This window comes from Micromonospora sp. NPDC050187, from assembly GCF_044459745.1.
Classification (GTDB): Bacteria; Actinomycetota; Actinomycetes; order Mycobacteriales; family Micromonosporaceae; genus Micromonospora.
The window spans coordinates 1-26760 of sequence record NZ_JBITJH010000015.1; the positions used below are offsets into that span (position 1 = coordinate 1).

At 72.0% G+C, this 26760-nt stretch carries 25 protein-coding genes, 8 tRNA genes and 2 pseudogenes; 17 read left to right on the forward strand and 18 right to left on the reverse strand.

What is annotated here, in order from left to right; genetic code table 11:
• Positions 1–300 precede the first annotated feature (300 nt).
• On the forward strand, positions 301–1239 hold the full coding sequence (locus tag ACIBJE_RS21695) for a hypothetical protein (protein WP_396751020.1): 939 nt from the start codon (positions 301–303) through the stop codon (positions 1237–1239).
• Positions 1240–1356: 117 nt separating this feature from the next.
• Here the strand turns inward: ACIBJE_RS21695 and ACIBJE_RS21700 are convergent, their stop codons facing one another.
• The 6 genes and pseudogenes from ACIBJE_RS21700 to ACIBJE_RS21725 form a co-directional block, all read right to left on the reverse strand.
• Positions 1357–3051, reverse strand: a complete 1695-nt coding sequence (locus ACIBJE_RS21700) for a S8 family peptidase (protein WP_396751022.1) — start codon at positions 3049–3051, stop codon at positions 1357–1359.
• Positions 3052–3139: 88 nt separating this feature from the next.
• Entirely contained in the window at positions 3140–3829 is a 690-nt protein-coding gene (locus tag ACIBJE_RS21705) for an HAD family hydrolase (protein ID WP_396751024.1), read from the reverse strand.
• A gap of 45 nt (positions 3830–3874) precedes the next feature.
• Positions 3875–4456: a GNAT family N-acetyltransferase gene (locus tag ACIBJE_RS21710; RefSeq protein WP_396751026.1), complete on the reverse strand. Its 582-nt coding sequence runs from the start codon at positions 4454–4456 to the stop codon at positions 3875–3877.
• Positions 4457–4618: 162 nt separating this feature from the next.
• The gene (locus ACIBJE_RS21715; RefSeq protein ID WP_396751028.1) at positions 4619–5014 is read right to left on the reverse strand and encodes a pyridoxamine 5'-phosphate oxidase family protein; all 396 of its coding nucleotides are present in this window, start codon (positions 5012–5014) and stop codon (positions 4619–4621) included.
• A gap of 1 nt (position 5015) precedes the next feature.
• Positions 5016–5198, reverse strand: coding sequence for a DUF397 domain-containing protein (locus tag ACIBJE_RS21720; protein ID WP_396751030.1), 183 nt, complete (start codon positions 5196–5198; stop codon positions 5016–5018).
• Positions 5189–5611: pseudogene (locus ACIBJE_RS21725) on the reverse strand (DUF5753 domain-containing protein); the annotation flags it as partial. The pseudogene ACIBJE_RS21725 and the gene ACIBJE_RS21720, both read right to left, overlap by 10 nt.
• 152 nt (positions 5612–5763) lie before the next feature.
• Here ACIBJE_RS21725 and ACIBJE_RS21730 point away from each other — a divergent pair.
• Positions 5764–5907 (forward strand): hypothetical protein, encoded by a 144-nt coding sequence (locus ACIBJE_RS21730; RefSeq protein ID WP_396751032.1) that lies wholly within the window; start codon positions 5764–5766, stop codon positions 5905–5907.
• Here ACIBJE_RS21730 and ACIBJE_RS21735 read toward each other — a convergent pair.
• The gene (locus ACIBJE_RS21735; protein ID WP_396751034.1) at positions 5888–7288 is read right to left on the reverse strand and encodes a class II fumarate hydratase; all 1401 of its coding nucleotides are present in this window, start codon (positions 7286–7288) and stop codon (positions 5888–5890) included. The two genes, ACIBJE_RS21730 and ACIBJE_RS21735, sit on opposite strands and share 20 nt — an antisense overlap.
• 215 nt (positions 7289–7503) lie before the next feature.
• Here ACIBJE_RS21735 and ACIBJE_RS21740 point away from each other — a divergent pair, with 215 nt between their 5' ends.
• From ACIBJE_RS21740 to ACIBJE_RS21790, 11 genes are all read left to right on the forward strand, one after another.
• Positions 7504–7635, forward strand: a complete 132-nt coding sequence (locus ACIBJE_RS21740) for a hypothetical protein (RefSeq protein ID WP_396751036.1) — start codon at positions 7504–7506, stop codon at positions 7633–7635.
• A 74-nt stretch (positions 7636–7709) separates the two neighbouring features.
• A tRNA-Trp gene (locus tag ACIBJE_RS21745) sits at positions 7710–7782 on the forward strand.
• Between the two features lie 149 nt (positions 7783–7931).
• Positions 7932–8375, forward strand: coding sequence for an HNH endonuclease (locus ACIBJE_RS21750; RefSeq protein ID WP_396751038.1), 444 nt, complete (start codon positions 7932–7934; stop codon positions 8373–8375).
• A gap of 36 nt (positions 8376–8411) precedes the next feature.
• Positions 8412–8484, forward strand: a tRNA-Gln gene (locus ACIBJE_RS21755).
• 6 nt (positions 8485–8490) lie between these two features.
• Positions 8491–8564 (forward strand) — tRNA-Leu (locus ACIBJE_RS21760).
• A gap of 128 nt (positions 8565–8692) precedes the next feature.
• Positions 8693–8768 (forward strand) — tRNA-Met (locus tag ACIBJE_RS21765).
• 1 nt (position 8769) lies between these two features.
• A tRNA-Leu gene (locus ACIBJE_RS21770) sits at positions 8770–8853 on the forward strand.
• 5 nt (positions 8854–8858) lie between these two features.
• A tRNA-Ala gene (locus ACIBJE_RS21775) sits at positions 8859–8934 on the forward strand.
• Between the two features lie 2 nt (positions 8935–8936).
• Positions 8937–9007, forward strand: a tRNA-Asp gene (locus ACIBJE_RS21780).
• A gap of 15 nt (positions 9008–9022) precedes the next feature.
• Positions 9023–9096: transfer RNA gene (locus ACIBJE_RS21785), tRNA-Arg, on the forward strand.
• A 322-nt stretch (positions 9097–9418) separates the two neighbouring features.
• On the forward strand, positions 9419–11236 hold the full coding sequence (locus tag ACIBJE_RS21790) for a hypothetical protein (protein WP_396751040.1): 1818 nt from the start codon (positions 9419–9421) through the stop codon (positions 11234–11236).
• 68 nt (positions 11237–11304) lie between these two features.
• On the opposite strand, the gene ACIBJE_RS21795 is transcribed toward ACIBJE_RS21790, so the two are convergent.
• The 3 genes from ACIBJE_RS21795 to ACIBJE_RS21805 all read right to left on the reverse strand — a co-directional run bounded on the left by ACIBJE_RS21795 (position 11305) and on the right by ACIBJE_RS21805 (position 15923).
• Positions 11305–12972, reverse strand: coding sequence for a fumarate hydratase (locus ACIBJE_RS21795; RefSeq protein WP_396751042.1), 1668 nt, complete (start codon positions 12970–12972; stop codon positions 11305–11307).
• 112 nt (positions 12973–13084) lie between these two features.
• The gene (locus ACIBJE_RS21800) at positions 13085–14482 is read right to left on the reverse strand and encodes a PQQ-binding-like beta-propeller repeat protein (RefSeq protein ID WP_396751283.1); all 1398 of its coding nucleotides are present in this window, start codon (positions 14480–14482) and stop codon (positions 13085–13087) included.
• Positions 14483–14594: 112 nt separating this feature from the next.
• A complete protein-coding gene (locus ACIBJE_RS21805; RefSeq protein ID WP_396751044.1) occupies positions 14595–15923 on the reverse strand; it encodes an MFS transporter in 1329 nt (442 codons plus the stop codon).
• 71 nt (positions 15924–15994) lie between these two features.
• Here ACIBJE_RS21805 and ACIBJE_RS21810 point away from each other — a divergent pair, with 71 nt between their 5' ends.
• Positions 15995–16993: a helix-turn-helix domain-containing protein gene (locus ACIBJE_RS21810; protein WP_396751285.1), complete on the forward strand. Its 999-nt coding sequence runs from the start codon at positions 15995–15997 to the stop codon at positions 16991–16993.
• Between the two features lie 11 nt (positions 16994–17004).
• Here ACIBJE_RS21810 and ACIBJE_RS21815 read toward each other — a convergent pair.
• Positions 17005–17496 (reverse strand): annotated as a pseudogene (locus tag ACIBJE_RS21815) (Lrp/AsnC family transcriptional regulator); the annotation flags it as partial.
• Positions 17497–17652: 156 nt separating this feature from the next.
• On the opposite strand from ACIBJE_RS21815, the gene hppD reads away from it, so the two are divergent.
• From hppD to hisC, 3 genes are all read left to right on the forward strand, one after another.
• On the forward strand, positions 17653–18858 hold the full coding sequence (gene hppD, locus ACIBJE_RS21820; protein WP_396751046.1) for a 4-hydroxyphenylpyruvate dioxygenase: 1206 nt from the start codon (positions 17653–17655) through the stop codon (positions 18856–18858).
• A gap of 103 nt (positions 18859–18961) precedes the next feature.
• Entirely contained in the window at positions 18962–19990 is a 1029-nt protein-coding gene (locus tag ACIBJE_RS21825) for an RDD family protein (RefSeq protein ID WP_396751048.1), read from the forward strand.
• Positions 19987–21090, forward strand: coding sequence for a histidinol-phosphate transaminase (gene hisC, locus ACIBJE_RS21830; protein ID WP_396751050.1), 1104 nt, complete (start codon positions 19987–19989; stop codon positions 21088–21090). Before ACIBJE_RS21825 ends, hisC begins: the two co-directional genes overlap by 4 nt.
• 69 nt (positions 21091–21159) lie before the next feature.
• Here hisC and ACIBJE_RS21835 read toward each other — a convergent pair whose 3' ends face one another.
• The 7 genes from ACIBJE_RS21835 to ACIBJE_RS21865 form a co-directional block, all read right to left on the reverse strand.
• Positions 21160–21561: a hypothetical protein gene (locus ACIBJE_RS21835; protein WP_396751052.1), complete on the reverse strand. Its 402-nt coding sequence runs from the start codon at positions 21559–21561 to the stop codon at positions 21160–21162.
• A complete protein-coding gene (locus ACIBJE_RS21840) occupies positions 21558–21980 on the reverse strand; it encodes a hypothetical protein (RefSeq protein ID WP_396751054.1) in 423 nt (140 codons plus the stop codon). Before ACIBJE_RS21840 ends, ACIBJE_RS21835 begins: the two co-directional genes overlap by 4 nt.
• Before the next feature lie 199 nt (positions 21981–22179).
• The gene (locus ACIBJE_RS21845) at positions 22180–22725 is read right to left on the reverse strand and encodes a hypothetical protein (RefSeq protein ID WP_396751056.1); all 546 of its coding nucleotides are present in this window, start codon (positions 22723–22725) and stop codon (positions 22180–22182) included.
• A gap of 31 nt (positions 22726–22756) precedes the next feature.
• Positions 22757–24061, reverse strand: a complete 1305-nt coding sequence (locus ACIBJE_RS21850) for a PQQ-binding-like beta-propeller repeat protein (RefSeq protein WP_396751058.1) — start codon at positions 24059–24061, stop codon at positions 22757–22759.
• Positions 24062–24231: 170 nt separating this feature from the next.
• The gene (locus ACIBJE_RS21855) at positions 24232–24441 is read right to left on the reverse strand and encodes a DUF397 domain-containing protein (protein WP_396751060.1); all 210 of its coding nucleotides are present in this window, start codon (positions 24439–24441) and stop codon (positions 24232–24234) included.
• A 130-nt stretch (positions 24442–24571) separates the two neighbouring features.
• Complete coding sequence (fahA, locus tag ACIBJE_RS21860) at positions 24572–25768, reverse strand: fumarylacetoacetase (protein ID WP_396751062.1); 1197 nt, start codon at positions 25766–25768, stop codon at positions 24572–24574.
• On the reverse strand, positions 25769–26737 hold the full coding sequence (locus ACIBJE_RS21865) for a hypothetical protein (RefSeq protein ID WP_396751064.1): 969 nt from the start codon (positions 26735–26737) through the stop codon (positions 25769–25771).
• Positions 26738–26760 lie beyond the last annotated feature (23 nt).

Consider the following 26760-nt stretch of genomic DNA (forward strand, 5'->3'; position numbering starts at 1 on the left):
TGCGCCCGCTCCGCGGACGACAACCGTCTCCCTGGCATGAACCCTCATCCTCACGAGAATCCACCCCGTTGCAACAACCACTTGAACCCAAGCCGGGAAAGAGGCCGACATGCCGCAATCCGAGTCGATCACGCGGGCCGGGGCCGAGTCGATCACGCGGGCCGGGGCCGCACGGTTATGCCGCCGCCTAGCACAGTCGTCGGGCGCGGGGGAGGTTGTCCACAGGAGGCAGCCGGACGGGCGGGGCTGGTTGTCCACAGGGGTGTCGCCGAGCGCAGGCCGACCGGCACCCTGACCGACATGCCTCCACCCGCCTACCGACCGCCGGCCCTGGCCTGGCAGGTCTTCCGCGGCTCGGACGCGGTCCGCCGTGGTCTTCTTACCGCAGACCACCTCCGCAGCTCGGCCTGGGTTCGGCTGCGCCACGACGTCTACGCCGACGCCCGGCTCGACCGCGACCACGCACTCGCCTGCCGGGCGGTGGCCTGCCGACTTCCCGCTGGTGCGGCGTTCGCCGGCCCGTCGGCGGCGTACCTGCACGGCGTCGAACACGCCGCCGACTTCACCGACGACGTCCATGTCGTCGTCACCGGACCGGCCGGGCTGCGCAGTCAGCGGGGACTACGGGTGCACACGACCACCCTGGTCGCCGACGGATTCGCAGTCGGGGCTACGGCCGGCCTGGAGCCGGGCTGGACGGGTGCACCGCCGCGCTCCGACCCGACCCGATCCGCGTGGGAGACCGCAGCGTGGGTGGAACCGGTCCGGGCGGTCGGCATCATTGACGGCCTACTCGGGCGGGGCCTGACCAACCGGCATGCGCTCGCCGACATCGCCGGCCGGAACGCAGACCGGCGGGGCGGCAGGCGGGTGATCCGCGTGTTCGGCCTGGCCGATCCGGGTGCGCAGTCGCCACCGGAGTCCCACCTGCGGGTCAGACTGGTGCTGGCCGGGCTGCCCCGCCCGGTGACCCAGCATCCGGTCCGGGTGTCGTCCGGGCTGGTCCTGCACCCGGACCTGGCCTGGCCGGAGTTCAAGGTCGCCGTCGAGTACGACGGCCGGTGGCACGCCGACCCGGAGCAGTTGCACCGCGATCGCCGCCGGCTCAACCAACTCGTCGGTGCCGGCTGGCTGGTGCTGCACGTGACCGGTCGCCGCCTGCGTCACGATTTCACCGCGCTGCTCCGCGAGATCCGGGCGGCTCTGGCCGGCCGTGGCTGGCGCAGTCGACCGGTGTAGGCGGCGCATCCCCCGTCACCGCGGCGGTACCGGGGTCGGCCGTGGGGGAAGACGGAACTGCGGCACCCGGGGGACCCGGATGCCGCAGCTACGCCGATCAGGAGACGGACGCGGGCCCTACGGGCGGGCGTTCGGCTTGAGCGGGGTCTTCACGGCGGCGTAGGCGTCGACGATGCCGTAGCCGTAGAACCCGTTGAAGTTGAGACCACCGGCGCAGTAGGCGTCGTAGGTCTCGTCCCGGCCCTCGTTGCGGTACTGCTGGAGCCGGGGCTCCGGGCAGGCCCGCTCGGCGGCCGTACGGTAGAGGTGCTGCTCGACCAGGGCCGGGTCCATGCCGAAGCCACCCCGGCGCTCGTTCTTGCCGAACTTGCTGACGATCAGCGCGGTGACGCCGGCCGCGTGCGGCGCGGCCATCGAGGTGCCCTGAAGGTAGGTGTAGTAGCCGCACTCACCGTTGGTCTTGCACTCCTTGAAGACGAAGGTCTCGGCACCGGGGACGATGTTGCCGTCCGCGTCGACCGAGCCCTCCTCCTGGAGCACGTGCTTCGGGTACGCCGAGAGGATCATGTTGGCGTCGGTGCGGTGCGTGTCGGTGCCGAAGCCGTCCCGGAACCAGCCACCCGGCGCGGCGACGGAGATCTGCTCGGTGCCCCAGTTCGAGAAGTCCGACTTCTTGTACGACGGGCCGAGCGAGGAGACACCGATCACGTGCGGGCCCTCGGCCGGCAGGTCCCAGCAGCTCTCGTTGTCGATCGGCCGGGGGTACGGCTGGGTGGGGCCGTAGTTCGGGCTGCCCACGTCGGTGCGCGGGGCACCGAGGTCCTCGTTGTTGTTGCCGAGCGCGCCGACCAGGGTGACACCCTTGCGGTGCGCGTAGGTCAGGGTCCGCTTCATCGCCGCGATGGTGGCCCGCTGCGCGGCCTGGTTCTCGGGCGAGTCGGCCGGGTTGGCGGTGCAGTTGTACAGCCACGGGTCGACGTAGAACGACATGTTCACCACGTCGAGGCCGTTGTTGGCGGCGTGCACCAGCGAGTTGACCACCGGCTCGAGGAAGAAGTAGCCCGAGTCCTGGCCGCCCTTGAGCTGCACCAGGCTGACGTTCGGGGCGACCCCGGAGATGCCGAAGCCGTTGGCCGCCGCGCCGATGGTGCCGGCGACGTGGGTGCCGTGCCCGTTGTCGTCGGTGCCGACCGGGTCGAGGCAGCTCGCCACCTCGCACGGGCCGTCGACCTCGGCGATGTCGGGGGCGAAGTTGCGCGACAGCGACCAGTCGAAGTTCGGGGCGATGTCCGGGTTGCTGGCGTCGACACCGGTGTCCAGGACACCGACCTTCACCCGCCGGTCACCGGGCTCGATCTTGCGGGACTTGTCGGCCCGGATCATCTCCAGGCCCCAGAGCTTGTCGTCAAGCGGGTCCATCTTGGTCCCGCGCTTCTTGGCGGAGTCCTTCGCCGCCTTCTTCGTCGCGGCCAGCAGGTGTTCCTGCTCGATCCGGTCCAGCTTGGGCTTGCGGCCGATGGCCTTCTGCTGGGCCGCGCCGACCAGGGCGGCGGCAGCGGTGGCCCGGGCGGCGAAGTCCACCCGCTCGCTGGTGACCTGGAAGATACCGACCTCGTCGGTACGGGAGACCACCGTGCCACCGGCGGACCGGATGGCGGCGATCGCGGCGTCGACGGAGACACCCTCCTCCGCGACGACGGTGAACGTCCGGGACACGGTCGGTTCGGCATTGGCCGGACCGACCGGGCCGGTCACCGTGAGTGCCAGCGCCGTTGCGGTAGCGACGGCACCGGCGGTGAAGCGCTTGCTCACCACATCAGATCCTCTCGTTGAGGGACGTGGCAGACATCAGACAACATCAACGCTGGTTTCGCCAGAGGTGGCAGCAGATCAGAGGCGTTCACAGCGGCTGTCGCACCGACCGGTCGATGACGTCGAGCAGTTCAGCCATTGTGGACACCTCACCGTCCGGTACCACGCCGGGCCGGCATACCGCTCCGGTGCGGTTCAGCCAGATCGCCCGCAGGCCCGCGAGTTGCGGCGCGATCACGTCGTGGTCGAGGGAGTCCCCGACGTAGAGCACCTCTGTCGGCGGCACCCCGGCCGCCGCCACCACCGCCGCGTAGAACTCGGGTGCGGGTTTCTTCGGCAGCCCGTTCTCGTGGGCGTACAACTCGAAGGCGAACTCGCCGGCCAGTCCGCAGCGTTCGGTCCGACTGTTGCCGTTGGTGGCGTAGCCGAGCACGAAATGCCGGCGCAACTCGGCGAGCGCCGGGAGCACATCCGGAAACGGCCTGGTCAATGCGAACCGGTGGGCGAAGAACAGTTCGAGCATGCGGTCGAGTTCGGCATCCAGACCGGCCCTGGCCAGTGACAGGGCCAGCCCGGCGCGACGGACCTCCTGCACCGGCGCGGCACTGCGTACAGCCCAGACCGCCGCCCAGTCCGCCTCCAGGTCCGCCAGGGAGACCGTGGCCGCCGCGGGGCTCAGCCGCCGCATCTCCTCCAGTACGGCCGCCAGACTGGTGGTCACCGCCGGTCTCAGGTCCAGCAGCGTCTCGTCCGCGTCGAACACGACCACACTCACCATGAGACGAAAGCCCCCGTTGTCGATCCTGCCGGCAAAGCTCCCTTCCTAGCATCCGGGGTGGAGAATCTCGTATTCCACCTCCCCTTGTTCATATCCCGGAATCGGGTCGTCCCAGGTGAGGTGAAAGGTACGGACGTAATGCAGTCCCGTCTTCTCCAGGACCCGCCGGGATCGCACGTTGACGGCCATGGTCTCCGCCCAGATCCGGCGTAGTCCGAGCCGCGTGAAGGCGTACCGGACGAGGGCCCGGGACCCCTCTGTGGCGAGTCCGCTCCCCCAGGCGGACCGTCGGAGGCGGTAGCCCAGCTCGGCCTGCGTCGGACCGGATGCCGGAGGATCGCCGGGCGGCGGGGCGAGGGCGAACCAGCCGAGGAAGGTGCCGTCGACCCGGTCGACCGCCGCCCAGTGGCCGAGGCCCGGCCAGCGGTCGTACTGGTCGAGCAGGTGGGGCAGCAGTTCGTCCCGCACCACCGGCAGCGGCGTGGGCCGGCCGTTGGTGAGGTGGCGCATGACCTCCGGGTCGGAATCCAACTCGACGAGGTGGTCGAGGTCGGCCGGGGTCAGCCGGCGAAGCCGGAGGCGTGCGGTCTCCAGCAGGGTCGCGCTCTGCTCTGGTAGGGCGCTCATGCCCGTATGGTGCCGGGCGGCCCGCCGGCCGGGCCACGCCTTTTGACCGCCGGCCCCGGTTCTGCCGGGTCGGCTGACGCCCGGCCCGCCCCGGTCCCGCCAGGCCATCCGACGCCCGGCCATCGGACGCCAGGCCGCCACGGGTCGGGGCGGTGACGGCGGTCAGTCCGTCGGACCGGCGAGGAGCCAGCGGGAGACGGTGACCTGGAGCAACACGTTGCCGCCCTCCGGCCCGTCCGAGCCGGTGACGTCCCAGCCGTACTTGGCACGGAAGGCCGCCACGACGCCCGAGGGGAAGAACTCGCGGTGCATCGTCACCGTCCCCTCCGCGACGACCGGGGCACGCCCGTCCTCCAGAGCCAGCGAGACCCGGGGGTCGGCCGCCACGTTGCGGACCTTGCGGTTGCGGGCGGCGGTGCAGATCCACCACTGGTCGTCCAGGTAGACGAACCAGACCGGCGTCAGGTGCGGTGAGCCGTCGGGGCGGAGGGTACAGAACCAGACGTTACGTTCCCGGCCGAGCCGGGCCAGCACCTCGCCGTCGGGAACCACCGGCACGTCAGCGCGGCAGCGCTGCGAGGAAGACCCGCCAGGTGTACGGGTCGAAGGTCAGCGCCGGGCCGGAAAGGTCCTTGCTGTCGCGCACCCCGACCAGGCCGGGCAGGTTCGTCGCCACCTCGACGCACATGCCGTTCGAACCACTCCGGTTGCTTTTGCGCCAGCGCGCACCGGTCAGCTCCATGACTCTGCCACTTCCCTCATCAGCTCGATGGACTCCTGCGGGGGCAACGCCACGCCGAGGGTAATCTCCCAGATTCGTTGCAGCCGCGACAGATCCGCCGGCCGGTCCAGTTCCTGGTCGCCGATCTGCCCACCCAGGAACGCCAGGTCGGTGCCGTCGCGCAGGGTCGCCAGGACGAACGGTCCGCTGAGCCCCGGGTACTCCTCGGCGGTGCGGGGCACCGTGTGCAGCCGGACCTTGGGATGCTCGATGGCGAGCCGGGCCAGGTGCAGCGCCTGGTCGGCTACCACCTTCCGCCCGCCGACCCGCCGCCGCAGCAACGACTCGTCCAGCACCGCCGCCTCCTGCGGGGGCCGGTCACCGTAGCGGATGCCCTGGCTCTCCATCCGGTCGGCCAGCCGCCGGTCCATCTCTCCGGGTCGAGCAGGTCGTCCGCCAGGCTGCCGCCACCTGCGGGAGTGCCGATCGCAACGGCTCACCCGCAGTGCCGCCGAGCACTTCCCAACGTATCCGTCCGATCAGCACGCGCGGCTCACCCTCCTCCGGGAAGTACGCCGACGAGCGGGTGAACGTCAGCGTCCACCTCTGCGCGCTGCTGCACGAGGCGACCGCCGACCTGTACCGGCTGAACCCGGACGACGGCCCCGGTCCGGCAGCTCTCTTCGCCCGGTTCCTCGGCTGGGCACGGGTCAGGGGTGGGTCATCCTGAGCACGTCCAACGCCTCGTCGAGCTGATCCTCACTGAGCTTGCCGCTGTCCACGTGCCCCCGGGCGAGCACCACCTCCCGGATGGAGATCTCCTTCGCCAGCGCCTCCTTGGCGATCGACGCGGCCTCGTCGTACCCGAGATAGCGGTTGAGTGGGGTGACGATCGACGGCGAGCCCTCCGCGTACGCCAGACAGACATCGGCGTTCGCGGCGAGGCCGGCCACGCAGCGGTCCGCGAAGAGACGGCTGGACGCGGCGAGCAGCCGGATCGACTCCAGCAGGTTGCGGGCCATCACCGGGAGCATCACGTTCAGCTCGAAGTCGCCCTGCGAGCCGGCGAAGGCGACCGTGGCGTCGTTGCCGATCACCTGGGCGCAGACCTGCCGGACCGCCTCGGCGACCACCGGGTTCACCTTGCCCGGCATGATCGACGAACCGGGCTGGAGGTCGGGGATGCGCAGCTCGCGCAGGCCGGCGCGGGGGCCGGACCCCATCCAGCGTACGTCGTTGGCGATCTTGTAGAGGCCGACCGCGACGGTACGGAGCTGGCCGGACGTCTCCACCAGCGCGTCCCGGGCGCCCTGCGCCTCGAAGTGGTTGCGGGCCTCGGTCACCGGCAGCCCGGTGGACTCGCGCAGCTGCTCGATCACGCGGCCGGCGAAGCCGAGCGGGGTGTTGATGCCGGTGCCCACGGCCGTGCCGCCCAGCGGCAGCTCGGCCAGCCGGGGCAGCGCCGCCTCCAGCCGCTCGACGCCGTAGCGGATCTGCGCGGCGTATCCGCCGAACTCCTGACCCAGAGTGACCGGGGTGGCGTCCATCAGGTGGGTCCGCCCGGCCTTGACCACCGTCTCGAACTCGACGGCCTTGGCCTCCAGAGCCTCGGCCAGGTGGATCAGCGCGGGCAGCAGGTCGCGCGCGACCGCCTCGGTGGCGGCCAGGTGGATCGAGGACGGGAAGACGTCGTTGCTGGACTGCGAGGCGTTGACGTCGTCGTTCGGATGCACGTCCCGGCCCAGTTCCCGGCCGGCCAGAGTGGCGATCACCTCGTTGGTGTTCATGTTGGACGAGGTGCCCGAGCCGGTCTGGAAGACGTCGATCGGGAACTGGTCGTCGTACCCGCCGTCGGCCACGTGCGCGGCAGCGGTGGCGATCGCGGCGGCCACACCGGAATCGAGCACGCCCAGTTCGGCGTTGACCTGGGCGGCCGCGCCCTTGATCTGGGCCAACGCCCGGATTTGGGCGGGCTCGATCCCCCGGCCCGAGATGGGGAAGTTCTGCACGGCTCGCTGGGTCTGTGCCCGCCACAGCGCGTCGGCGGGCACCTCCACCTCACCCATCGAGTCGCGTTCGATCCGGTAGCCCACTGCCTCTGGATTCGTCACGCGTTCCATCCTGCCGCGCCCGCCGCCGGCCCGCAGATGATCGCGGGTCATCGAGGGGGTCGTACTCGGTGAACCTCACCGGCACACCGACGATCTGGTGGGCCTCACCCGCGACGCACATGATCGTATCTGGGGAATATCCATTGCCGATGACGCACCGCTGCCCTTACCTTGAACGGGCAATGCAGGACCGAGATCAACCCAAGGAGCTCCCCGTGTCGCAGTACGCCTCCACCAAAACCACGCGGTGTATGCCGCGCGGCGGTGTCGTGCTGCCCTCGATCGGGCGAGCCCACGACCTGCCGGTCAACGAGCAGAACTGGAAGCCGGGGTGGCGGCGCGAGTAGCGCCAGCGCAAGCTGCGAAGCCGCCCACCCCGCCAGGGAATGGGCGGCTTTTTCGTTGTCCGACAAAGGCTCACAGGGGCGTAGCTCAACTGGTGGAGCACCGGTCTCCAAAACCGAAGGTTGCAGGTTCAATTCCTGTCGCCCCTGCTTACTCGTCACGGCTGCGGCCGGCGGCGTCGCTAATTCTCAACTCCACAGTGGATGGCAATCAAGCAAGACCCCGGCCGGCGCCATCACGGGCCGGCCGGGGGCAACACCGCTCTCACCACCGACAGCCAAAGAGAAGGGAGGGCCCGGTGGACGCCGTTCTCGTACTCAACGCCGACCTGGGACCGCTGCACCGGGTCCCGGTCCAACACGCGATCCGGATGCTCCTGCGCCGGGTCGCCGAGATCCACGAAGCCGAACCCGACCGGCACCTCGGCGTCTTCCCGATGCCCCGCGTCCTGCGCCTGGTCCGGTACGTCGTCACGAGGTGGCGGTACACCAGCGGCCCCGGCTGGTCGAAGTCCGGCGTGCTGCGCCGCGACGGCTACCGGTGCGCGTACTGCCCGTCGGCGGCCACCACCGTCGACCACATCCTGCCCCGCTCGCGCGGTGGCCGGAACAGCTGGAAGAACACGATCGGCGCGTGCTACGCCTGCAACCAGCGCAAGGGTGACCTGACCCCCGCCGAGGCGGGGATGGAACTGCGGTTCCCGCCGTCGGTGCCCACCTGGTCGAGCATGGTGCACCGCTGATCACCGGCCGGCGGGGCCAGTGCCCGCCGGCCGCGATGGGAGCTGGTGCAACTGGCAGCACACCCGGTTCTGACCCGGGCGGTTGGAGGTTCGAGTCCTCCGCTCCCAGCTCAATGCCCTCGTAGCCCAATGGCAGAGGCGCTGTCCCGAGATGGCAGTCATGTGCGCGTTCGACTCGCGCCGAGGGCACTCACACCGGCGCGTGGGTTCCAATCGACCAGTGCGGGTCCTCGGAGGTCCGCCTTCGCATCGATAAGGCCCACGGCGGCTCGAAGTGCGCGATCAGATGGAGGCGCGACTACGGGTTGCAGTCACCCGCCGGTATAGCTCAAGTGGCAGAGCGGCCGGCTCATGACCGGCAGGCTCCCGGTTCGACACCGGGCGTCGGCACCACGCGCTCGTGGTGGAACTCAGGTAGACACGCCGGCCTCAGAAGCCGGTGCCGAGAGGCGTGGGGGTTCGACTCCCCCCGAGCGCACGCATGGGGACGTGGCCCAGGAGGTAGGGCGCTGCTTTCGCACTGCAGAGGTCAGGGGTTCGACTTCCCTCGTCTCCACCATTCCGACGTAGCTCAGGGGTAGAGCATCCGACTGTCGATCGGAGGGCCTCGGGTTCGATTCCTCTCGTCGGCACGTAGAACAATCATTGCCCCCGTGGCGCAGTTGGACAGCGCGCGACACTACGAATGTCGAGGTCGCAGGTTCGAATCCTGCCGGGGGCACACATCGGGATATGGCCCAGTTCGGTGGCGCGTGCCCCCGACTTTCAATCCGGACATATGCGGGTTCGGATCCCGTCGGCTCCACCCATTCCGGTGTCGCCCGACCGGCAGGGGGCGTTCTGCGAGACCGCAGGGGTTCGCTTCGCCGCACGGCCTCGATGCCATCCACTGTTGGGTGGGGTCCAGACCGGCCTCGATGCCGCGAACGTCAGCCGAAAACCCGGGGGTACGAGCGGCCGGAGGCAGTTACGATCATGAAACTCCTACCCTCACCTCGGAGGATCTCACCTTGCCAAATTCACACGGGGGCACCACGACCAGAGTGTTCGATCTCAGTCGATCGACATGGCGTCGTTTCCTCGGTGGCGGGCTCGCCACCCTCCTCGCCGCCGGTGGCGCTCTGCTCGCCACCGGCCAGCCCGCCACCGCAGCCCTGACCTACGTCGCACCGACCAGCGCCAGCTTCACCGACTCCGCCCGCCCCACCACCGCGTTCCCGGTGACCGACGGCACCGCGCCGGTCGGCACCTGGCAGGACGCCGACGGGAAGCACACCTCCCGGGCCTACTTCACCTTCGACCTGACCCCATACCGGCACAAGCAGGTCATCAAGGCGGTGGGGATGACCGGGGAGACGTCCGTCAGCGACTGCGACAAGCCGCGTGCGCTGGAACTTTGGCGTACCGACACCCCGGCCACCATGCCGACCTGGCAGGATGCGCCCACCGTCCGGGAAAAGGTCGGCGACGTGGCTCCGACCGCGCCCTGCGGCATCGACTACCTGGAGATGCTGCTCACTCCCGCGCTCCAGCAGGCGGTCGACGCCGGGTGGGACTCCGTCACCTACCTGGCCCGGATCGGCGGGGACCTGGAGGAGAACAAGCACCACGCTCGCCGGATCAAGACTCTCGGCATCTCCCTGGAGGCCAACGGCGCACCGAACGCGCCTGGTGCGTCGAGCATCCTCGGCATGCCCTGCACGACGGACATGTTCGTTCCGGAAGCAACCCCGTACCTCACCACCGTTCTGACGGACCCGGACCACGATTCGGCCCACGCCGAGCGGTTGACTGCGACGTTCGCCTGGTGGCCGGCGGACCGGCCAGCGGACCGGACGGAGCGGACGACCAGCTGGCAAAGCTCGGGCTTGTCCTTCCGCTACGACGTGCCCGAAGGGCTGCTGGCCGACGGCGAGACGTACGTCTTCGTGGTCCGGGCGACCGACCCGAACGGGGCCGTCTCGATCTGGTCGCCGGAGTGCCGGTTCACCGTCGACACGACCTCGCCGGTGACGCCGACGGTCAGCTCGACCGACTACCCGGACGAGAACGACTGGTATGGCGGGCCGGGCATCCCGGGCGAGTTCACCTTCGGCGCCAACGGCAGCACCGACACGGTGCGCTATCGCTACTCCCTGCCCAGCGGGGCGTTCGCCGAGGTGGCCGCCGACGAACCGGGTGGTTCGGCCACCGTTTCCATCGCGCCGCTACGTGACGGGCCGCAGTATCTCTCCGTCCAGGCTCTGGATCGGGCCGGCAACATCTCGGCGGTCACGAACCACTACTTCCGAGTACGGACCACCAGCCCGACGATCGTCGACGGCAACCCGACCGCCGGCTTCGGCGAGGCCCGCACGTTGACCTTCCAGCCACGAATGGAGAACGTCGTCGAGTACACATACCGGCTCAACGACGGGCCGGAGCAGACCGTTGCCGCCGGGACCGACGGTACGGCCACGGTCACCATCACCCCCACCAAGCCAGGCTGGAACGACGTCGACGTGCGCAGCCGCACCGTCGACAACCTCCCGTCCGGCGAGGCAAACCATCGCTTCTACCTGGCGACCAAGCCGACCGTCAGCTCCGTCGAGTACCCGCTCAACACCCCGCTGACAGGGGCACCTGCCGGAACGCCCGGCACCTTCGTCTTCCAGCCGGGCATGCCCGGTGTGACGGAGTACGTCTACTCGATCGCCTTCGGCCCCGCGCAAACGGTCGCGGCCGGACCTGACGGCTCGGCTTCGATGAGTTACACGCCGCCGACTTCCAAGATCTACCGAATCACCGTCTACGGCCGCACCGCTGACGGAATCGTCTCGGAGACCTTCACTGGAACGTTCTACGCCGGTAAGGCGAGCTGACCACGACAACGACGACGGGGCGCCCGGCTGCGGCCGGGCGCCCCGTCGTCGTTGCGGTGAGCCGGGGGTCAGCGGCGGCCGACGGTGAGGACCGGCTTGGTGACCTCGGCGAAGAAGTCGTTGCCCTTGTCGTCGACCACGATGAAGGCCGGGAAGTCCTCCACCTCGATCTTCCAGACCGCCTCCATGCCCAACTCCTGGTACTCCAGGACCTCGACGTGCTTGATGCAGTCCTGGGCGAGCCGGGCGGCGGGGCCGCCGATGGAGCCGAGGTAGAAGCCGCCGTGCTGGTGGCAGGAGCGGGTGACCTGGCCGGACCGGTTGCCCTTGGCGAGCATCACCATCGAGCCGCCGGCCGCCTGGAACTTCTCCACGTAGGCGTCCATCCGGCCGGCGGTGGTCGGGCCGAACGAGCCGGAAGCGTACCCCTCGGGGGTCTTGGCCGGGCCGGCGTAGTAGACGGCGTGGTCGCGCAGGTACTGCGGCATCGGCTCACCCGCGTCCAGCCGCTCGGCGATCTTGGCGTGGGCGATGTCCCGGGCGACGACCAGGGGACCGGTCAGCGAGAGCCGGGTCTTCACCGGGTACTTCGACAGCTCGGCGCGGATCTCGTCCATCGGCCGGTTCAGGTCGACTCGAACGACCTCCTCGGTCTCCAGGGTCTCGTCGGTGACGTCGGGCAGGTAGCGGGCCGGGTCGGTTTCGAGGCGCTCCAGCCACACGCCCGACGGGGTGATCTTGGCGACCGCCTGCCGGTCGGCCGAGCAGGAGACCGCGATCGCCACCGGGCAGGACGCGCCGTGCCGGGGCAGCCGGACCACCCGTACGTCGTGGCAGAAATAGCGTCCGCCGAACTGCGCGCCGATGCCGAAGTTGCGGGTCAGCTCCAGCACCTCGGCTTCCAGCTCCAGGTCCCGGAAGCCGTGCGCGGTCATCGAGCCCTCGGTCGGCAGCGCGTCGAGGTACTTGGCGGAGGCGTACTTGGCGGTCTTCAGCGCGTACTCGGCCGAGGTGCCACCGATCACGATCGCCAGGTGGTACGGCGGGCAGGCGGCGGTGCCGATCAGCCGCAGCTTCTCCTCCAGGAACTGCATCATCCGCGTCGGGTTCAGCAGCGCCTTGGTCTCCTGGTAGAGGTACGACTTGTTGGCCGAGCCGCCACCCTTGGCCATGAAGAGGAACTTGTACGCGTCCGGGTGGCCGTCCGGGTCCTCGGCGTAGATCTCCACCTGCGCCGGCAGGTTGCTGCCGGTGTTCCGCTCCTCCCACATGGTCAGCGGGGCGAGCTGGGAGTAGCGCAGGTTGAGTTTCGTGTACGCCTGGAAGACGCCCCGGGAGATGGCCTCCGCGTCGGTGCCGTCGGTGAGCACGTGCCGGCCCCGCTTGCCCATCACGATGGCGGTGCCGGTGTCCTGGCACATCGGCAGCACACCGCCGGCCGCGATGTTCGCGTTGCGCAGCAGGTCCAGCGCGACGAAGCGATCGTTGGGCGAGGCCGCCGGGTCGTCGATGATCGACCGGAGCTGGGCCAGGTGGGCCGGGCGCAGGAAGTGCGCGATGTCGTGCATCGCCTCGGCGGTCAGGGCGGTGAGCGCGGCCGGGTCCACGGTGAGGAACCGACGGCCACCCGGACCGTTGACGACGTCGACGCCCTCGTCGGTGACCAGCCGGTACTCGGTCTGGTCGGCACCGACCGGGAGCAAGGGGGCGTAGGTGAACGCGGCGGCACTGCTCATGAGCGGAAAGCCTAGGGCAGTCGGGCCGCGTCGTCGTACCCGCCGGGTGAGTCGTGCGACACCGCTCTCATCCGTGCCGGTCCCCGTCACGCGTCCCGGTGGTCACCCCGGCTCATCCGTCCTTGCCGCCGTCCGGCTCCGGACAGCTCTCGCCCTTCGGGCCGCAGCTCGCGGCCGGGTTCGGGCCGCGCCCCGGGCCGCCGCCCGATTCCCGGCCGGATCCGTCGTCGCCGGCCGGCGGCGCGCCGCCGGAGGCACCGGCGAACCGGACGTACCCGATCTCCCGCCCCTCGCCAATCACCATGCCACCGGGCCCGACCGCCAGCACGTTCGCCGAGGTACGCAGATTCGCCAGTTCCCGCCCGGTACGCGGGTCGAGGGCGACCGCCCGGGAGGGACCGTCCTCGCTGAGCACCGCCGCGTACGGGGTGAGCGCCCCGGCCGTCTTCTCCGCCGACCGCCGGGTCCAGCGCGGACGGTCGACGCCGAGTTCCCGTCCGACGATCGAGCGTTTGTCCGCGGAGCGGGCCAGCAGGTGGCGGTCGTCGACGGCGACGAGTTTCTCCCCGGCCGCGCCGACCCAGAGCAGCCGCCCGTCGTAGGCGTCCACGACCGTCTCCCGGGCATCCGGGGCCACCCCGACCACCACGTTCCGCGCGCCCTGCGGGTCCTCCCGCTGCACGCACCCGGCGTTGTCGGCGGTGCGCAGGTTGATCCCGGCGCGTCGCCACACCTCCCGCCCGGTGTTCGCGTCCCGGCCGGAGATGGTGAAGTAGCAGGTGCCGTCCTCCGACCTCGCCTCGATCCGCAGCAGCCGCCCACCGACGGCGACCAGCCGTTCCTCCCGGCCGGGCTCGAGGTCGCGCACCACCCGGCCGGTCGCGGTGTCCAGCACGTGCACCCGGCCGTCGACTGGGAAGCCGAGCAGGGCGGGCACCGCCTCCGGGCCGGCCACGCCGGGGTCGATCCGGAGGCCGGTCAGTCGCCGGGTGCCGAGCAGCTCAGGGTTGTCGGCGAAGAAGCCGCTCTCCACGCCGGGCAGGAAGGCCGTCCAGAGCGGACGGCTGCCCCGCACGTCCCAGGCGCTGATCGTGCAGTCGGTGGCCTGGGCGCAGCGGGCGTCCAGCACCATGTTCCGGTACGTCCAGACGGCCACCGCCTCGTTGTCCCGGCGGCGCACCGCGCCGGTCGCCGGGTCGAGCAGCTCGTACCCCTTCACCAGCAGCTTGCCGACCGCGACGACCGCGTCACGACCGTTCCCGGCGACCGCCGCCCAGTCCGCCTTGCGCTCCCACAGCGGCGCGCCGGTGGCGAGGCTGAGCCCTTCCACCCGGGTCCGCTGCTCTACGACGACGGTGTCCCCGGCGACGGTGACGCTCTTCGGGGTGCCGCCGATGCGGCGCTGCCAGGTCACGTCCGGCTCGGAGATGGGTCGGCTGCGGTTGACCGCATCCCACACCCCCGGCCAGGGATTCCACACCCCGGTCAGGGTCAGCACGACGACCGCGATCAACGCGAGGATCACGTAGCAAATGACGCACCGGCCGCCCTGCTGAGCCACAACGGACACCGTAGCCAGGTCGACGCGGCCCCGGTGCCCTCCGTACGGCCGTGTCGGTGAACTAATCCGGACGGTCGGGCGACGGCTCCGGGGTGAGGACCCGCCACAGCGCCCCGGTGGCGGCGAGCGAGGCGACCCCGGCGAGGGCCATCGCCACCGCCGGGCCGGTCACCTCGGTCACCGCGCCGCCACCGGCCGCGGCGAGTCCCTGGGCGGTCATCAACCCGGTGCTGGTCAGCCCGAACGCCTGGCCGCGCCGGGACTCGGGCACCGCGTCGAGGAACCGGCGGGCCAGTCCGAGCTGGTAGGCGAAACCGGCGGCGGCCACCGCGAAGAGCAGCGCGGCGACGACCAGGCCGGGCCGGAACAGGAACCCCAGCACCGGTACGCCGAGCAGCAGCGCGAGCCACGGGCTGAGCCGCTCCCGGGCGGCCGGCGGCACGAACCGCCCCACCACCAGGTCCCCGACGAGCATCCCGAACGCCCCGGCCATCAGCAGCACGCCCGCGCTCGCCCCAGGCCCGAGTTCGGCGGCGTACGGCACGGCGACCGCCTCGGCCCCGACCAGCATCGAGCCGGGCAGCCACTGGGCCAGCAGCAGGCCCCGGATCCGCCGGTCGGCGAGGAGTTCCCGGTTGCCCCGCCAGGTCTCCCGCACCGCGCCGAGGCGGACCGGGCCGGCGGGAGCGGTCCCGTCGAGGCCAGCCGGACCGGCGGAAGCGGCCCCGTCGGTCCGGGCCGGACCGGTGGGTTCACGCCGGGTCCGGCCGGGGCGGGCCCGCAGCCCGACCCGGACGAGCAGGGCCGAGAGGGCGCAGGTGGCGGCGGTCAGCCAGAGGGCCCCGTACGGCCCGACCACGCCGAGCAGGAGACCGCCGACGGCGAATCCGACGACCTGGGTGCCGCCGGACGCCACGGTGAGCAGGGAGCGGCCCAGCACGTACGCGTCGCCGTGCAGGATCTCCGGCAGCAGCGCGGTCCGGGCGGCGCTGCTGACCGGGCCGAACAGGCCGACGACGAAGACCAGCCCGAGCATGCCGGCCGGGGGGAGCACCCCGACCGCGAGCACCGCCACGAGGGCCAGCCGGACCAGTTCGTAGCCGACGATGACCGCGCGGGGCGGCCACCGGTCGGCGAGGGCGAGCAGGAACACCCCGCCGAACGCGTGCGGCAGGAACCCGGTGACGTACGCGAGGGCGGCGATCAGGCCGGATCCGGTGCGCTCGTACACCAGCACGGAGAGGGCGAGCATCTTGACCGTCTCGCCGATCAGGAACACGCCGTAGCTGGCGAAGATCACCCGGAACTCGGCGACGGCGAAGACGTCCCGGAAGGTGGCCGGCCGATCCGGCGCGGCAGGTGGTGCGGTGGTGGTGCGGGCTGAGGTCACGAGACGCCATCCTGTCCGGACCGCGTCGGGCGCTCTATCCTTTCGCCTGAGGACGAAAGGTGGACCGGTACGTGCGGATCCAGGTGACCCCCTCCGACATCGCGGCCAGCCGGTACGCCATCTCGCCGTTGGGCGAGGCGATGTCGGCGCTCCGGTTGTGCGCCGGTCAGCACAGCGTGCCGGGGCTCGCGCCGTGGACGGCCCGCGTCCGCCCGGCGTACCAGCGGCTGCGCCGGGAGGTGCCGGCGGTGGGGGCGCTGCTGGCCCTGTTGCGGCGGGGCGGCTACAACGCCGACTTCATCCAGCCGCCGCCGGCCGGCACCGGACGGAGCTTCGCCGACGAGATCGCCACGGTCCGGGCCACCCCGCGCGAGCGGGCCCGCTACGAACTGGCCCGTAATCTCGCCGGGCACCGCACCCCGCCGGCGTACGCGCTGCGGATCTTTCGCTCGCCGGACGTGGTGGACCGGCTCGCGGACGCGGTCGAGGCGGTCTGGGCGACCCTGGTCGAGCCGGAGTGGCCCCGACTGCGGACCATCCTGGAGCGGGACGTCGTCCAGCGCGCCGGCCGGCTGGTCACCTACGGTTGGGGTGCCGCCGTAGCCGGTCTCGACCCCCGGCTGAGCTGGGATCCGGGTGGCCCGTTCGGCGCCATCGTGGTGGCCGACCGGCAGCCGGACGTCTACTCGCTCGGCGGCAAGGGGCTGCTCTTCGTGCCGACCGTCTTCGGCATGATGATCAACTATGTCGAGCCGCCATGGCCGTTCGCGCTGGTCTACCGCGCTTCCGGCGTGGTGGACCTGCTCGGCCCGCCCGACCCGGACCGGCCGCCGGACGCCCTGGACCGGCTGCTCGGCCGTACCCGGGCGGCGGTGCTGCGGGCCCTGGCCGCACCCGCCACCACCAGTCAGCTCGTCCGGCAGCTCGACCTGACCCTGGGCGGGGTCGGCGGGCACCTGGCGGTGCTGCGGGACGCCGGGCTGGTGACCCGCACCCGCACCGGGCGGGCGGTCCGGTACGCCCGCACCACGCTCGGCGACGCCCTGGCCCGGGACGCCCGGCCCGGGTAGGCGGTGGGTCAGGGCCGGCCGGTGGCCGCCGAGCGCACCAGTGGCAGTACGCGGTACGGGATCTGCTCGGCCAGCGCGATGATGGTCGAGGCCCGGCGGATGCCCTCGTACGAGACGATCTGGTCGATGACCCGCTGGAGGTCGGCGTTCGACCGGGCCACGATCCGGCAGAGCACGTCGCTGGAACCGGTGATGGTGTGCGCCTCCAGCACCTCGGGGATCTCGGCGAGGTGGGCGGTGACCGGGTCGTGCCCCTGCCGCTGGCTGATCTCCAGGGTGACGAAGGAGGTCACCCCGAACCCGATGGCCGCCGGGCGGACGTCCGGCCCGAAGCCGGTCACCACCCCCCGGTCGACCAGCTTGTCGAGGCGGGCCTGGATGGTTCCCCGGGCCACGCCCAGGCGGCGGGAGCACTCCAGCACCCCGATCCGCGGCTCGGCGGCGAGCAGCTCGACCAGGCGCGCGTCGAGCTGGTCGAGCTGGACAATCTGACCACTGGTCATGGGTGAACACCATACCGAATGCGCAACCTGACCAGCCGATCGGCTGACTGTTGCCCACCGGTGTGCCGGCCGCGATCCTCGCCTCAGGAGCACCGCGCGGTGCGACGTCACACCGCCGCCGGGGCCACGGGCGGCACCGTACGGAGGGAGTCCACGATGACCCAGGCGATCGACCGACCCATGTCGACCGAAGAGGTCGACGTCGACGCGCTCGTCGGCGCCGTCGACCACGACATCAGCCACGACCCGTTCCCGGTGCGCGGACTCGACCACATCGGCTTCCTGGTCGGCAACGCCAAGCAGGCCGCCCACTACTACTCCACCGCGTTCGGGATGACCTGCGTGGCGTACCGGGGGCCGGAACAGGGCCACCGGGACTACGCCGAGTACGTGCTCACCAGTGGTTCGGCCCGGTTCGTCCTGCGGGGCGCGGTCCGCCCCGACGCGCCGGACGCCGCCCTGGTCGCCAGGCACAGCGACGGCGTCGCCGACATCGCCCTGGAGGTCCCGGACGTCGACGCGGCGTACGCGCACGCCACCGCCCAGGGCGCGACCGGCCTGCTGGAGCCGCACGAGGTCACCGACGAGCACGGCACCGTCCGGGTCGCCGCGATCGCCACCTACGGCGACACCCGGCACACCCTGGTCGACCGGTCCCGCTACACCGGCCCGTTCCTGCCCGGCTTCGTCGCCCGGGGGCCGATCGTCGACCGGCAGCCCATGATCGACGCCGGGGTACAGCCGAAGCGCTTCTTCCAGGCGGTCGACCACGTGGTCGGCAACGTCGAGCTGGGCCGGATGGACGAGTGGGTCGAGTTCTACCGGCGCGTGATGGGCTTCACCAACATGGCGGAGTTCATCGGCGACGACATCGCCACCGACTACTCGGCGCTGATGAGCAAGGTGGTCGCCAACGGCACCCGGAAGGTCAAGTTCCCGCTCAACGAGCCGGCCGTCGCCCGGAAGAAGTCGCAGATCGACGAGTACCTGGAGTTCTACCAGGGGCCGGGCGCCCAGCACATCGCGGTGGCCACCAACGACATCCTGGCCAGCGTCGACGCAATGCGGGCCGCCGGTGTCGAGTTCCTGGACACCCCGGACTCGTACTACGACGACCCGGAGCTGCGCGCCCGCATCGGCAACGTACGGGTGCCGATCGAGGAGCTGAAGGCCCGCAAGATCCTCGTCGACCGGGACGAGGACGGCTACCTGCTCCAGATCTTCACCAAGCCGGTGCAGGACCGGCCGACGGTCTTCTTCGAGCTGATCGAGCGGCACGGCTCGCTCGGCTTCGGCAAGGGCAACTTCAAGGCCCTCTTCGAGGCGATCGAGCGTGAGCAGGAACGGCGCGGCAACCTCTGAGTCGTCGACCGGGCCGGTCGCCGTCCACCGGGTGGACGGTGACCGGCCGAACCCCGTGCCACAGGTGGCTGGCCGCTGGCGAAGGCGTCGTTAAGGTAGCTGCGTGAGTGTGCAACCCGGCTGGTACGTCGACCCTGCCGACCCCGAGACCCAGCGCTACTGGGATGGCGAGGGGTGGATCGGCGCGCCGATATCCGCCGACGCCACCCCACCCGAGGGACCACCGCCGGCCGAACCGGCACCCGCCCCGACCCCGACCGAACCGGCACCGGCCACCCCGGCGGCCGGTCCGGGCCCAGCCGCGCCGACCTCCGCGCCGCCCCCGGCCGGTCCGGTCACCGGCCCCCCGTGGCCCGGCCCCACCGGGCAACCGACGCACCCGTCACCGGCCCCCGGGGCGCAGCCGACGGGGCCGTGGCCGCCGCCCGGGTACGCTCCCCCACCCGGCCACCACCCCCCGCCGCCGTACGTCTTCCCGCCCGGTCACGTCCCGCCGCCCGGCTGGCCGCACCCCGGGTACCCGGTACGGCCGCCCGAGCCACGCCCGCACGGCCTGGCCCTGGCCGGGTACGGTCCCCGTTTCCTCGCCCGCCTGATCGACTTCGGCATCGTGTTCCTGCTGAACGCGGTGGTGAACGGCTGGTTCGTCTGGCGGTTCATGCAGGAGATGTCGCCGGTCTGGCGGGAGTTCTGGGCCCGGGTGTCGAGCGGCTCCACGTCCACCGAACCGCTGCCCCAGCCGGGCGACCAGGCCGGTGGTCTCCAGGTGGCGATCCTGCTGCTCGCGACCGCCCTCTGGTTCGCCTACGAGGTTCCGTCGATGGCCAGCGGGGGGCAGACCTTCGGCAAGCGGGTGATGGGCATCCGCGCGGTGCCGGTCGCCGGTGACCAGCCGCTCGGCTTCGGCCGGTCCTTCCGGCGCTGGAACACCCTCGGCCTGCCCACCCTGCTCTGGTACTGCTGCGGCCTCGGTCTGCTGCTCCAGCTCCTCGACGCCCTGTCCCCTCTCTTCGACCATCCGCTGCGCCAGGCGCTGCACGACAAGCGTGCGCAGACCGTGGTCGTCCAGGTGCCTCGTCCCACCCCCACCCGTGCCGACGCGCACGACCGCCCAGAGGGAGATGCCGAATGACCGACACCGGCCGCCGCGAGCCCCCGATCCGGCTCACCCGCGCCGACCTCGACGCGCTGCCCAACTACGTCCCCGGCCGCAGCCCGGCCGACCTGGCCCGGGAGCTGGGCATCCCGGAGGCCATCAAGCTGGCGAGCAACGAGGTGCCCTACGGCCCGCTGCCCGGTGTGGTGGAGGCGATCGCCGAGGCCGCCGCCGGGTCGCACCGCTACCCCGACATGGGCGTGGTGGCGCTGCACTCCGCCCTCGCCGAGCGGTACGGCGTGGCACCGGAGCAGGTCGTCACCGGTTGCGGTTCGGTGGCGCTCGCCGAGCACCTGGTGCGGGCCACCTGCCTCCCCGGTGACGAGGTGGTCTACTCGTGGCGCTCCTTCGAGGCGTACCCGATCGTCGTGGCGACCAGCGGGGCGACCAGCGTGCCGGTGCCCAACCTGCCGGACCACGGGCACGACCTGGCCGCGATGGCGGCGGCGGTGACCGACCGGACCCGGATGGTGGTGGTCTGCAACCCGAACAACCCCACCGGCACCTTCCTGCGCCGACGCGAGTTGGAGCGCTTCCTCGACGCCGTGCCGGACGACGTGCTGGTGGTGGTCGACGAGGCGTACCGGGAGTTCGTCACCGACCCGGAGGTGCCGGACGGTCTCGGCTACGTCGACCGGCCCAACGTGGCGGTGCTGCGCACCCTGTCGAAGGCGTGGGGGCTGGCCGGGATGCGGGTGGGTTTCATGGTCGCCCAGCCGGCGGTGGCCGCCGCCGTGCGGAAGGTGGTCACCCCGTTCTCGATCAACGCGCCCGCCCAGGCCGCCGCGCTCGCCGCGCTGGCTCAGGCCGACGAGGTCGAGCGTCGGTGCGCGCTGGTCGTCGCCGAGCGGGACCGGGTCACCGAGGTGCTGCGCGCGTTCGTACCGGACCTCCCGACCAGCCAGGGCAACTTCGTCTGGCTGCCGCTGGGCGAGGGGGCGATCACGTTCGCCAAGGCCTGCGAGGCGCGCGGCGTGATCGTCCGCCCCTTCCCCGGTGACGGCGTCCGGATGACCATCGGCACCCCGGCGGAGAACGACGCCTTCCTGGCGGTGGCCCGGGCCGAGCTGGCCTGAGCATGGCGGACGGCGGGCGGCGGACGCGCCGCCCGTCGTCTCAGCCGGCGTGCCGCACCGTCCGCCGACTCAGCCTGCGTGCAACGGCGGTGTCGTCCGGTTGCGGCGGTGCACGAGCCCGAGGAAGCTGGCCAGCACCAAGGCGGAGACGACCAGCCCACCGGCGAGCACCGAGGCCGTCTGGTCCCGGTCCTGGCTGGCGTGCGCGGAGACGGGCCGCCCGGAGAAGGTGACCGTGCCGGAGGCCGTGCGCTTGGTCCAGCCGCTGGCCAGCGCCAGCGTCGCCGACCAGGGACCGTCCGGGAGGCGGTGGTCCAGCGGTATCCGCACGGTGGTGGTCCCGCCCAGCCCGAGGGTGACGGTCTCCGTCCGGACCGGGCCGGCCGACAGACCGCCGGGTCCGTCGGCGAGGGACAGTTCTCCAGCCAGGTCGAGGGCCCGTTGCCCGGTGTTGCGCACCTCGGCGGTCACCGTGGGCCGACCGTCGGCGTCCCGCCCTCCGACGAGGGCCCCACCTCGAAGGCCGAGGGAGGCTCCCCACCAGGCCCCACCGAGAGGTAGATCCGGATGCCGGCCCGGCCGACGTTGCGCACCGTCTGCTTGCCGGTGCCGGAAACCTCGGCCCAGACGACGCCGTACCGCTCTCCGGCGGATGCCTTACGGGGCACGTCGATGGTGACCCAGAGGGTCTCCTCCTCGTCGGGGTCCAGGGGGACCTCGGTGCGTTCGACGGAGATCCAACTGGTCAGCTCGTTCGGCGTCCGGCCCGGGGCGAACACGAACCCGTCCGGACCCACCTCGGCGGCGGCCGGGTAGACCGCGACCGGCCGGCGGACCTCGGCCTTGTTCTCCACCACGATGCGACGCTTGATCGTCGTCCCGGGTTTCACGTGGTCGACGATGTACCGGTGGGCCCGGCTGTCCTCACGACGGTTGACCGGGGCGTCCAACAGACGGATGCCGGCCCCCGTCACCGTTCGTGGGGAGGGCTGAGGGCTGGGGCTCCGGGTAGGGGTGGACCGGTCCGCCGTCGCCGGCGTCCCGGCGGCGGCGACGAGCGTCAGCACCAGGGCGACCACGCGGGCCGGATCACGCCACCGAATGGGTCACCGTCGCCGAGTAGGTGCCAGCCACTGCGGTCGCCGGCACGTTGATCCGGATCGTCGGGTTCCAGGTGGCCGTGTTGTTGCCGTTGCCGGCGGTCTTCTGGAAGGCAACCCGGGTCGCACCGAGGGTCACCGCCTGCGCGGCGGTCGGCTGGCCGGGCACCAGCGTGCCCCCGCCGGTGCTCCGGACCAACGGACCGGACCAGTACGCCACCTGCGAGGCGGCGATGGCCCGGCCGCTGCCGCCCGCCCCGGCGACGAAGACCGTCGCGGAGACGGTGGCCGTCCAGGTGTTCGGGTTCAACGAACCCCGGTGGTCCTCGACGACGACCGTGCCGAGCGAGCCGCTGATCGTACCGCCGGCGGTGGTGGCACCGATGTGGACCGACTCCGGCACCGTGATGTCGAGGCCCACGACCTGCGGGACCGGCGCGGTGGCCGGGGCCACCCCACCCCACGCCGGCTCGCCGGAGAACGGAACCCCGCCGACTCCGAGCAGCAGCCCCAACAGGAACGGTAATACGCGCACGTTACCTGCCATAGGGTGACATTTGCCCGTTTTACTTACCGACTCCCCGGTCGACCACCGCGAGGACCACCGGCTCGGCCATCGCGTAGTAACGCTGGTCGTCCCCGGCCGCGTCGACCGGGGTGCGCAGACGTTCCAGCCCGACGTACCCGCCGGCCGCATAGCCGAGCCCCGGCGTCCAGCCCGTCCCGTCGCGTCCGACCGTGAACCGGAAACGGGTCCGTTCGACACCGTCGGTCGGATCAAGGGTGACCAGGTCCTTCTCCCCGGTCAGCAGGTGTACGCGGCCCGGCTGCGCGGCGACCACCGTGGTCCCCGGGCCGAGGTCGCCCCGGCGCCACACCTCGTCGCCGGTGAGCGCCGACCGGGCGACCACCGTCCCGTCGACGACCGAGACGCCGACCTCCCCGACGAGCACCGTGCCGGCGCGATCGAGACCCAGGGCGGCCACGGGTGACCTGGCGTCGACCAGCCAGCCCCGGCCACCGTCCTCGTCGGCCGCGCCCCCGGCGCCCGGGTCGGCGCTCCCCGTCTCGGCGATGTGCAGGCCGCCGCAGTTCGATCGGGCGGTGGTGCATCCGGTCGGGGTCACGACCACCTCCGTACCCGCCCCCGGCGGACTCCAGCGCTCGACCACCGTGCCGGTGGTGGCATCGCGGAACTCGACGACCGGGCTGCCGGCGCACCGGTCCAGCGTGGCGAGGAAACCCGCGGCGGTGGTCCCGACATCGGCACGGCACCCCGGGTCGACGTCGACCCGCCAGAGCCGCCGCCCGCTGGTCAGGTCGGTTCCCTGCATCTGCCGGTCGCCGACGACGACCACCGTCCCGCTGCCCGAACCGGTGGCGGTGTACAGGCCGGGGGGCTGCCAGACGGTCTTCGCACCGGTACGCCGCCCGGTGTAGCCCTCCTGCGGAGTGGGGGCGTCTGCCTGCCAGGCGACCCGACCGGTGTCGGCGTCGAGGGCCACCAGCCGCCCGTCCGACCAGCGGCTCACCACGGTCGTCCCGGCGGCCACCACCCCGCTGAGCTGGGCCGGCCACCGCCGGTAGGACCAGTACGGGGTGTTCCGCTGGCGGTCGTCGACCGGCTCGTCGGCCCAGACCTGCCGGGTCGTCGCGTACACCCGCAGTCGACCGTCGACGACCAGCGGGGCGGTGGAGAAACGGCCGACCGGACCGACCTTCGGGTCGACGGTCGGCGGCCGTTCCCCACGGGCGACAGTGACGACCTCGGCCGGGGCGAGCACCCGGTACACGGTGGCGGCGGCCAGCCCGGCGACCAGCAGCGCCGCGACCGTGACGACGATCCGTCGCCGGTCCTTCGGGATCCCCATGACCCACCTCCGCCCGGCACCCTACCCAGCGGAGGTGCCCCGCACCGGCGCAGGTGGCGCTCGACCGGCCCGGCACCGGGTGTCGGAGCCGATGGGCGGCGGTCGGAGGTTCACGTCCCGCCCCGGGTGGTGGGCGACGCCGGACCTCTCGACCGCCGGGTCCACCCGGCTCAGGGCCGCAACTGCCCCTCCCGCAGCCCGGCGACGAACGCCGACCACCCCAGCGGGCTGACCGCGAGCGTGGGACCGGTCAGGTCCTTGGAGTCACGCACGCCGACCACGCCGAGGGTGCCGACCAGGTTGTCCGCCACCTCCACGCAGAGCCCCTGGTCGTTGGAGCGGCTGCTCTTGCGCCAGACGGCGCCGACGAGATCGTTCATCTCGCTTACCTCCCTGTCCGGTGGGACGTCCCACGACTGCCGCCGCCCGGCGGGCGGCGGGATCCGGACGATCAACGGAGGAGGCGGAGAGGCCGGTCGGACCGATTGTGCGACCGGGGCCGGCCGGCGGTCAGGTGGCGGGGAGGATGGTGCCCGTCACCTCGCCGAGGGCGATGACGGTGCCGTCGGGGCCGGGCGCGGTGGCCGTCACGGTGACGGTGTCCCCGTCCTCCAGGAAGGTGCGGGTGCCGTCGCCGACCCGGACCGGCTCGGTGCCACCCCAGGTCAGCTCCAGGAACGAGCCGGCCTGGCCGCGTTCCGGCCCGGAGACCGTGCCCGAGGCGTACAGGTCGCCGGTCCGCAGCGAAGCACCGTTGACGGTCAGGTGGGCGAGCTGCTGGGCCGGTGTCCAGTACATGCCGGCGAAGGGCGGCTCGCTGACCCGCTCGCCGTTCCACTCCACGGCCAGCCGCAGGTCCAGCCCCCGGTGCGGAACGTCGCGCAGGTAGTCGAGCACGGCCGGGTCCTGCTCCGGGGCCGGCACGAAGGCGTCGGCGAGCGCGTCCAGCGGGGTGACCCAGGCCGAGACCGAGGTGGCGAAGGACTTGCCGAGGAACGGGCCGAGGGGCTGGTACTCCCACGCCTGGATGTCCCGCGCCGACCAGTCGTTGACCAGCACCACGCCGAAGACGTGGTCCGCGAGGTCGTCGACGGGGACCCGGTGACCCAACGGCGACCCGACGCCCACCACGAAGCCCACCTCGGCCTCGATGTCGAGGCGTACCGAGGGGCCGAAGACCGGGCCGTCGGCGCTGGCGCGCTGCCCGCAGGGGCGGACCACCGGCGTACCGGAGACCACCACCGTGCCGGCCCGACCGTGGTACCCGACCGGCAGGTGCTTCCAGTTCGGCAGCAGTGGCGGCTGGCCGGGCCGGAAGATCTGCCCGACGTTCGACGCGTGATGCTCCGACGAGTAGAAGTCGACGTAGTCGGCGACCTCGAACGGCAGGGCCAGCTCCACCTCGGCCAGCGGCACCAGCAGTGGCTCCACCGCCGGCTGGTGCTGCGGGTCGGTGAGCAGCTCGACCAGGCGCTGCCGGACGGCCGTCCACTGTGGCCGACCGAGCGCCATGAAGTCGTTCAGCGTGGGCCGGCCGAACGCCCCGGCGGCCAGCACCAGCCCGGCCTCCTCCGCGCCGGCCAGGTCGAGCACGAGGTCGGCGACGCGTACGCCGATCCGGGGCTCCCGCCCGCCGTGCCGGAACACCCCGTACGGCAGGTTCGTCACGCCGTACGGCGACCCCTCGGCACCCGTCACCCAACTCATCTAGCTCCAGCCTCCGTCCACCAGCCCCAGCCGGATCAGGTCGGTCAGGGGTTCCTGCACGCTGCACGAGCCGAAGCCCACCCACAGCGGGCGCGCCTCGTCGCGTCCGGGCTCCACCTGCTGGAGCAGCGGACGCGGATCGGTCCTGGTCAGCACCTCGGCGACCTCCTTCACCCCGGCGCCCTCGGCCGCCGCGCCCACGGCGGCCAGCACGTTGACGAAGCCGTGGTGGGTGAACCCGGTCTCCGGGTCGAGATGGCGGGTCGCGTGGTGCAGCCCGGCGGTGAGTTTGAAGGGCAGCTTCCGGTCGCGGCAGGCGCAGACCACCGTGGCCAGCTCGCCGGGCGTGGGGAAGAGTTCGGCGGCCAGTCCGCCGGTGCGGAACTTGGCCGCGATCCGGGCTCCGGCGGACCGCTGCTCGGCGAGTTGGTCGAGAGCGTTCATCAGGCCCCAGGCCAGCGGGATCTCGGCGTACACGTCGAGGTCGGGGTGACCGGCGGCGAGTGCGGTCAGTTCGGCGAGACCGGGCAGTGGGTCCTCGCCGCGCCGGGCGACCGCCGCCTCCACCTGCCGGACCCGCAGCCGGGGGTCGGCCGCCGCACGGGCCGCACCGAGCCGGTCGAGCGGAATGTTCCCGATCACGCCGACGTCCAGCCGCACGGTGGGCGCCGACCGGGAGCCGGTTTCCTCGACGCCCGCCGGTCGGGAGCCGTTCCCGCCGGTGCCCACTGACCGGGCAGCGGGGTCGCCTGCGCCGGTGGCTGCCGCCTGCTCCGACGCGTCGAGGAGGCGGGCCAGGTCGGGCAGGGCCGAGGCCGGCACGAGCAACGGGCCGACCAGGTCGGCGTACCACGAGGCGCGGTGCCGTCGGTGGGCGGCGAGGGCGTCGGGCAGGGACGCGCTGCCGGGCGGGAAGACTGCGGCGTCGTCGACGAGTCCGGCGAGGAACCGGGGCACCTGCGTTGACACGAGACAAGAATCTACGGGACGCT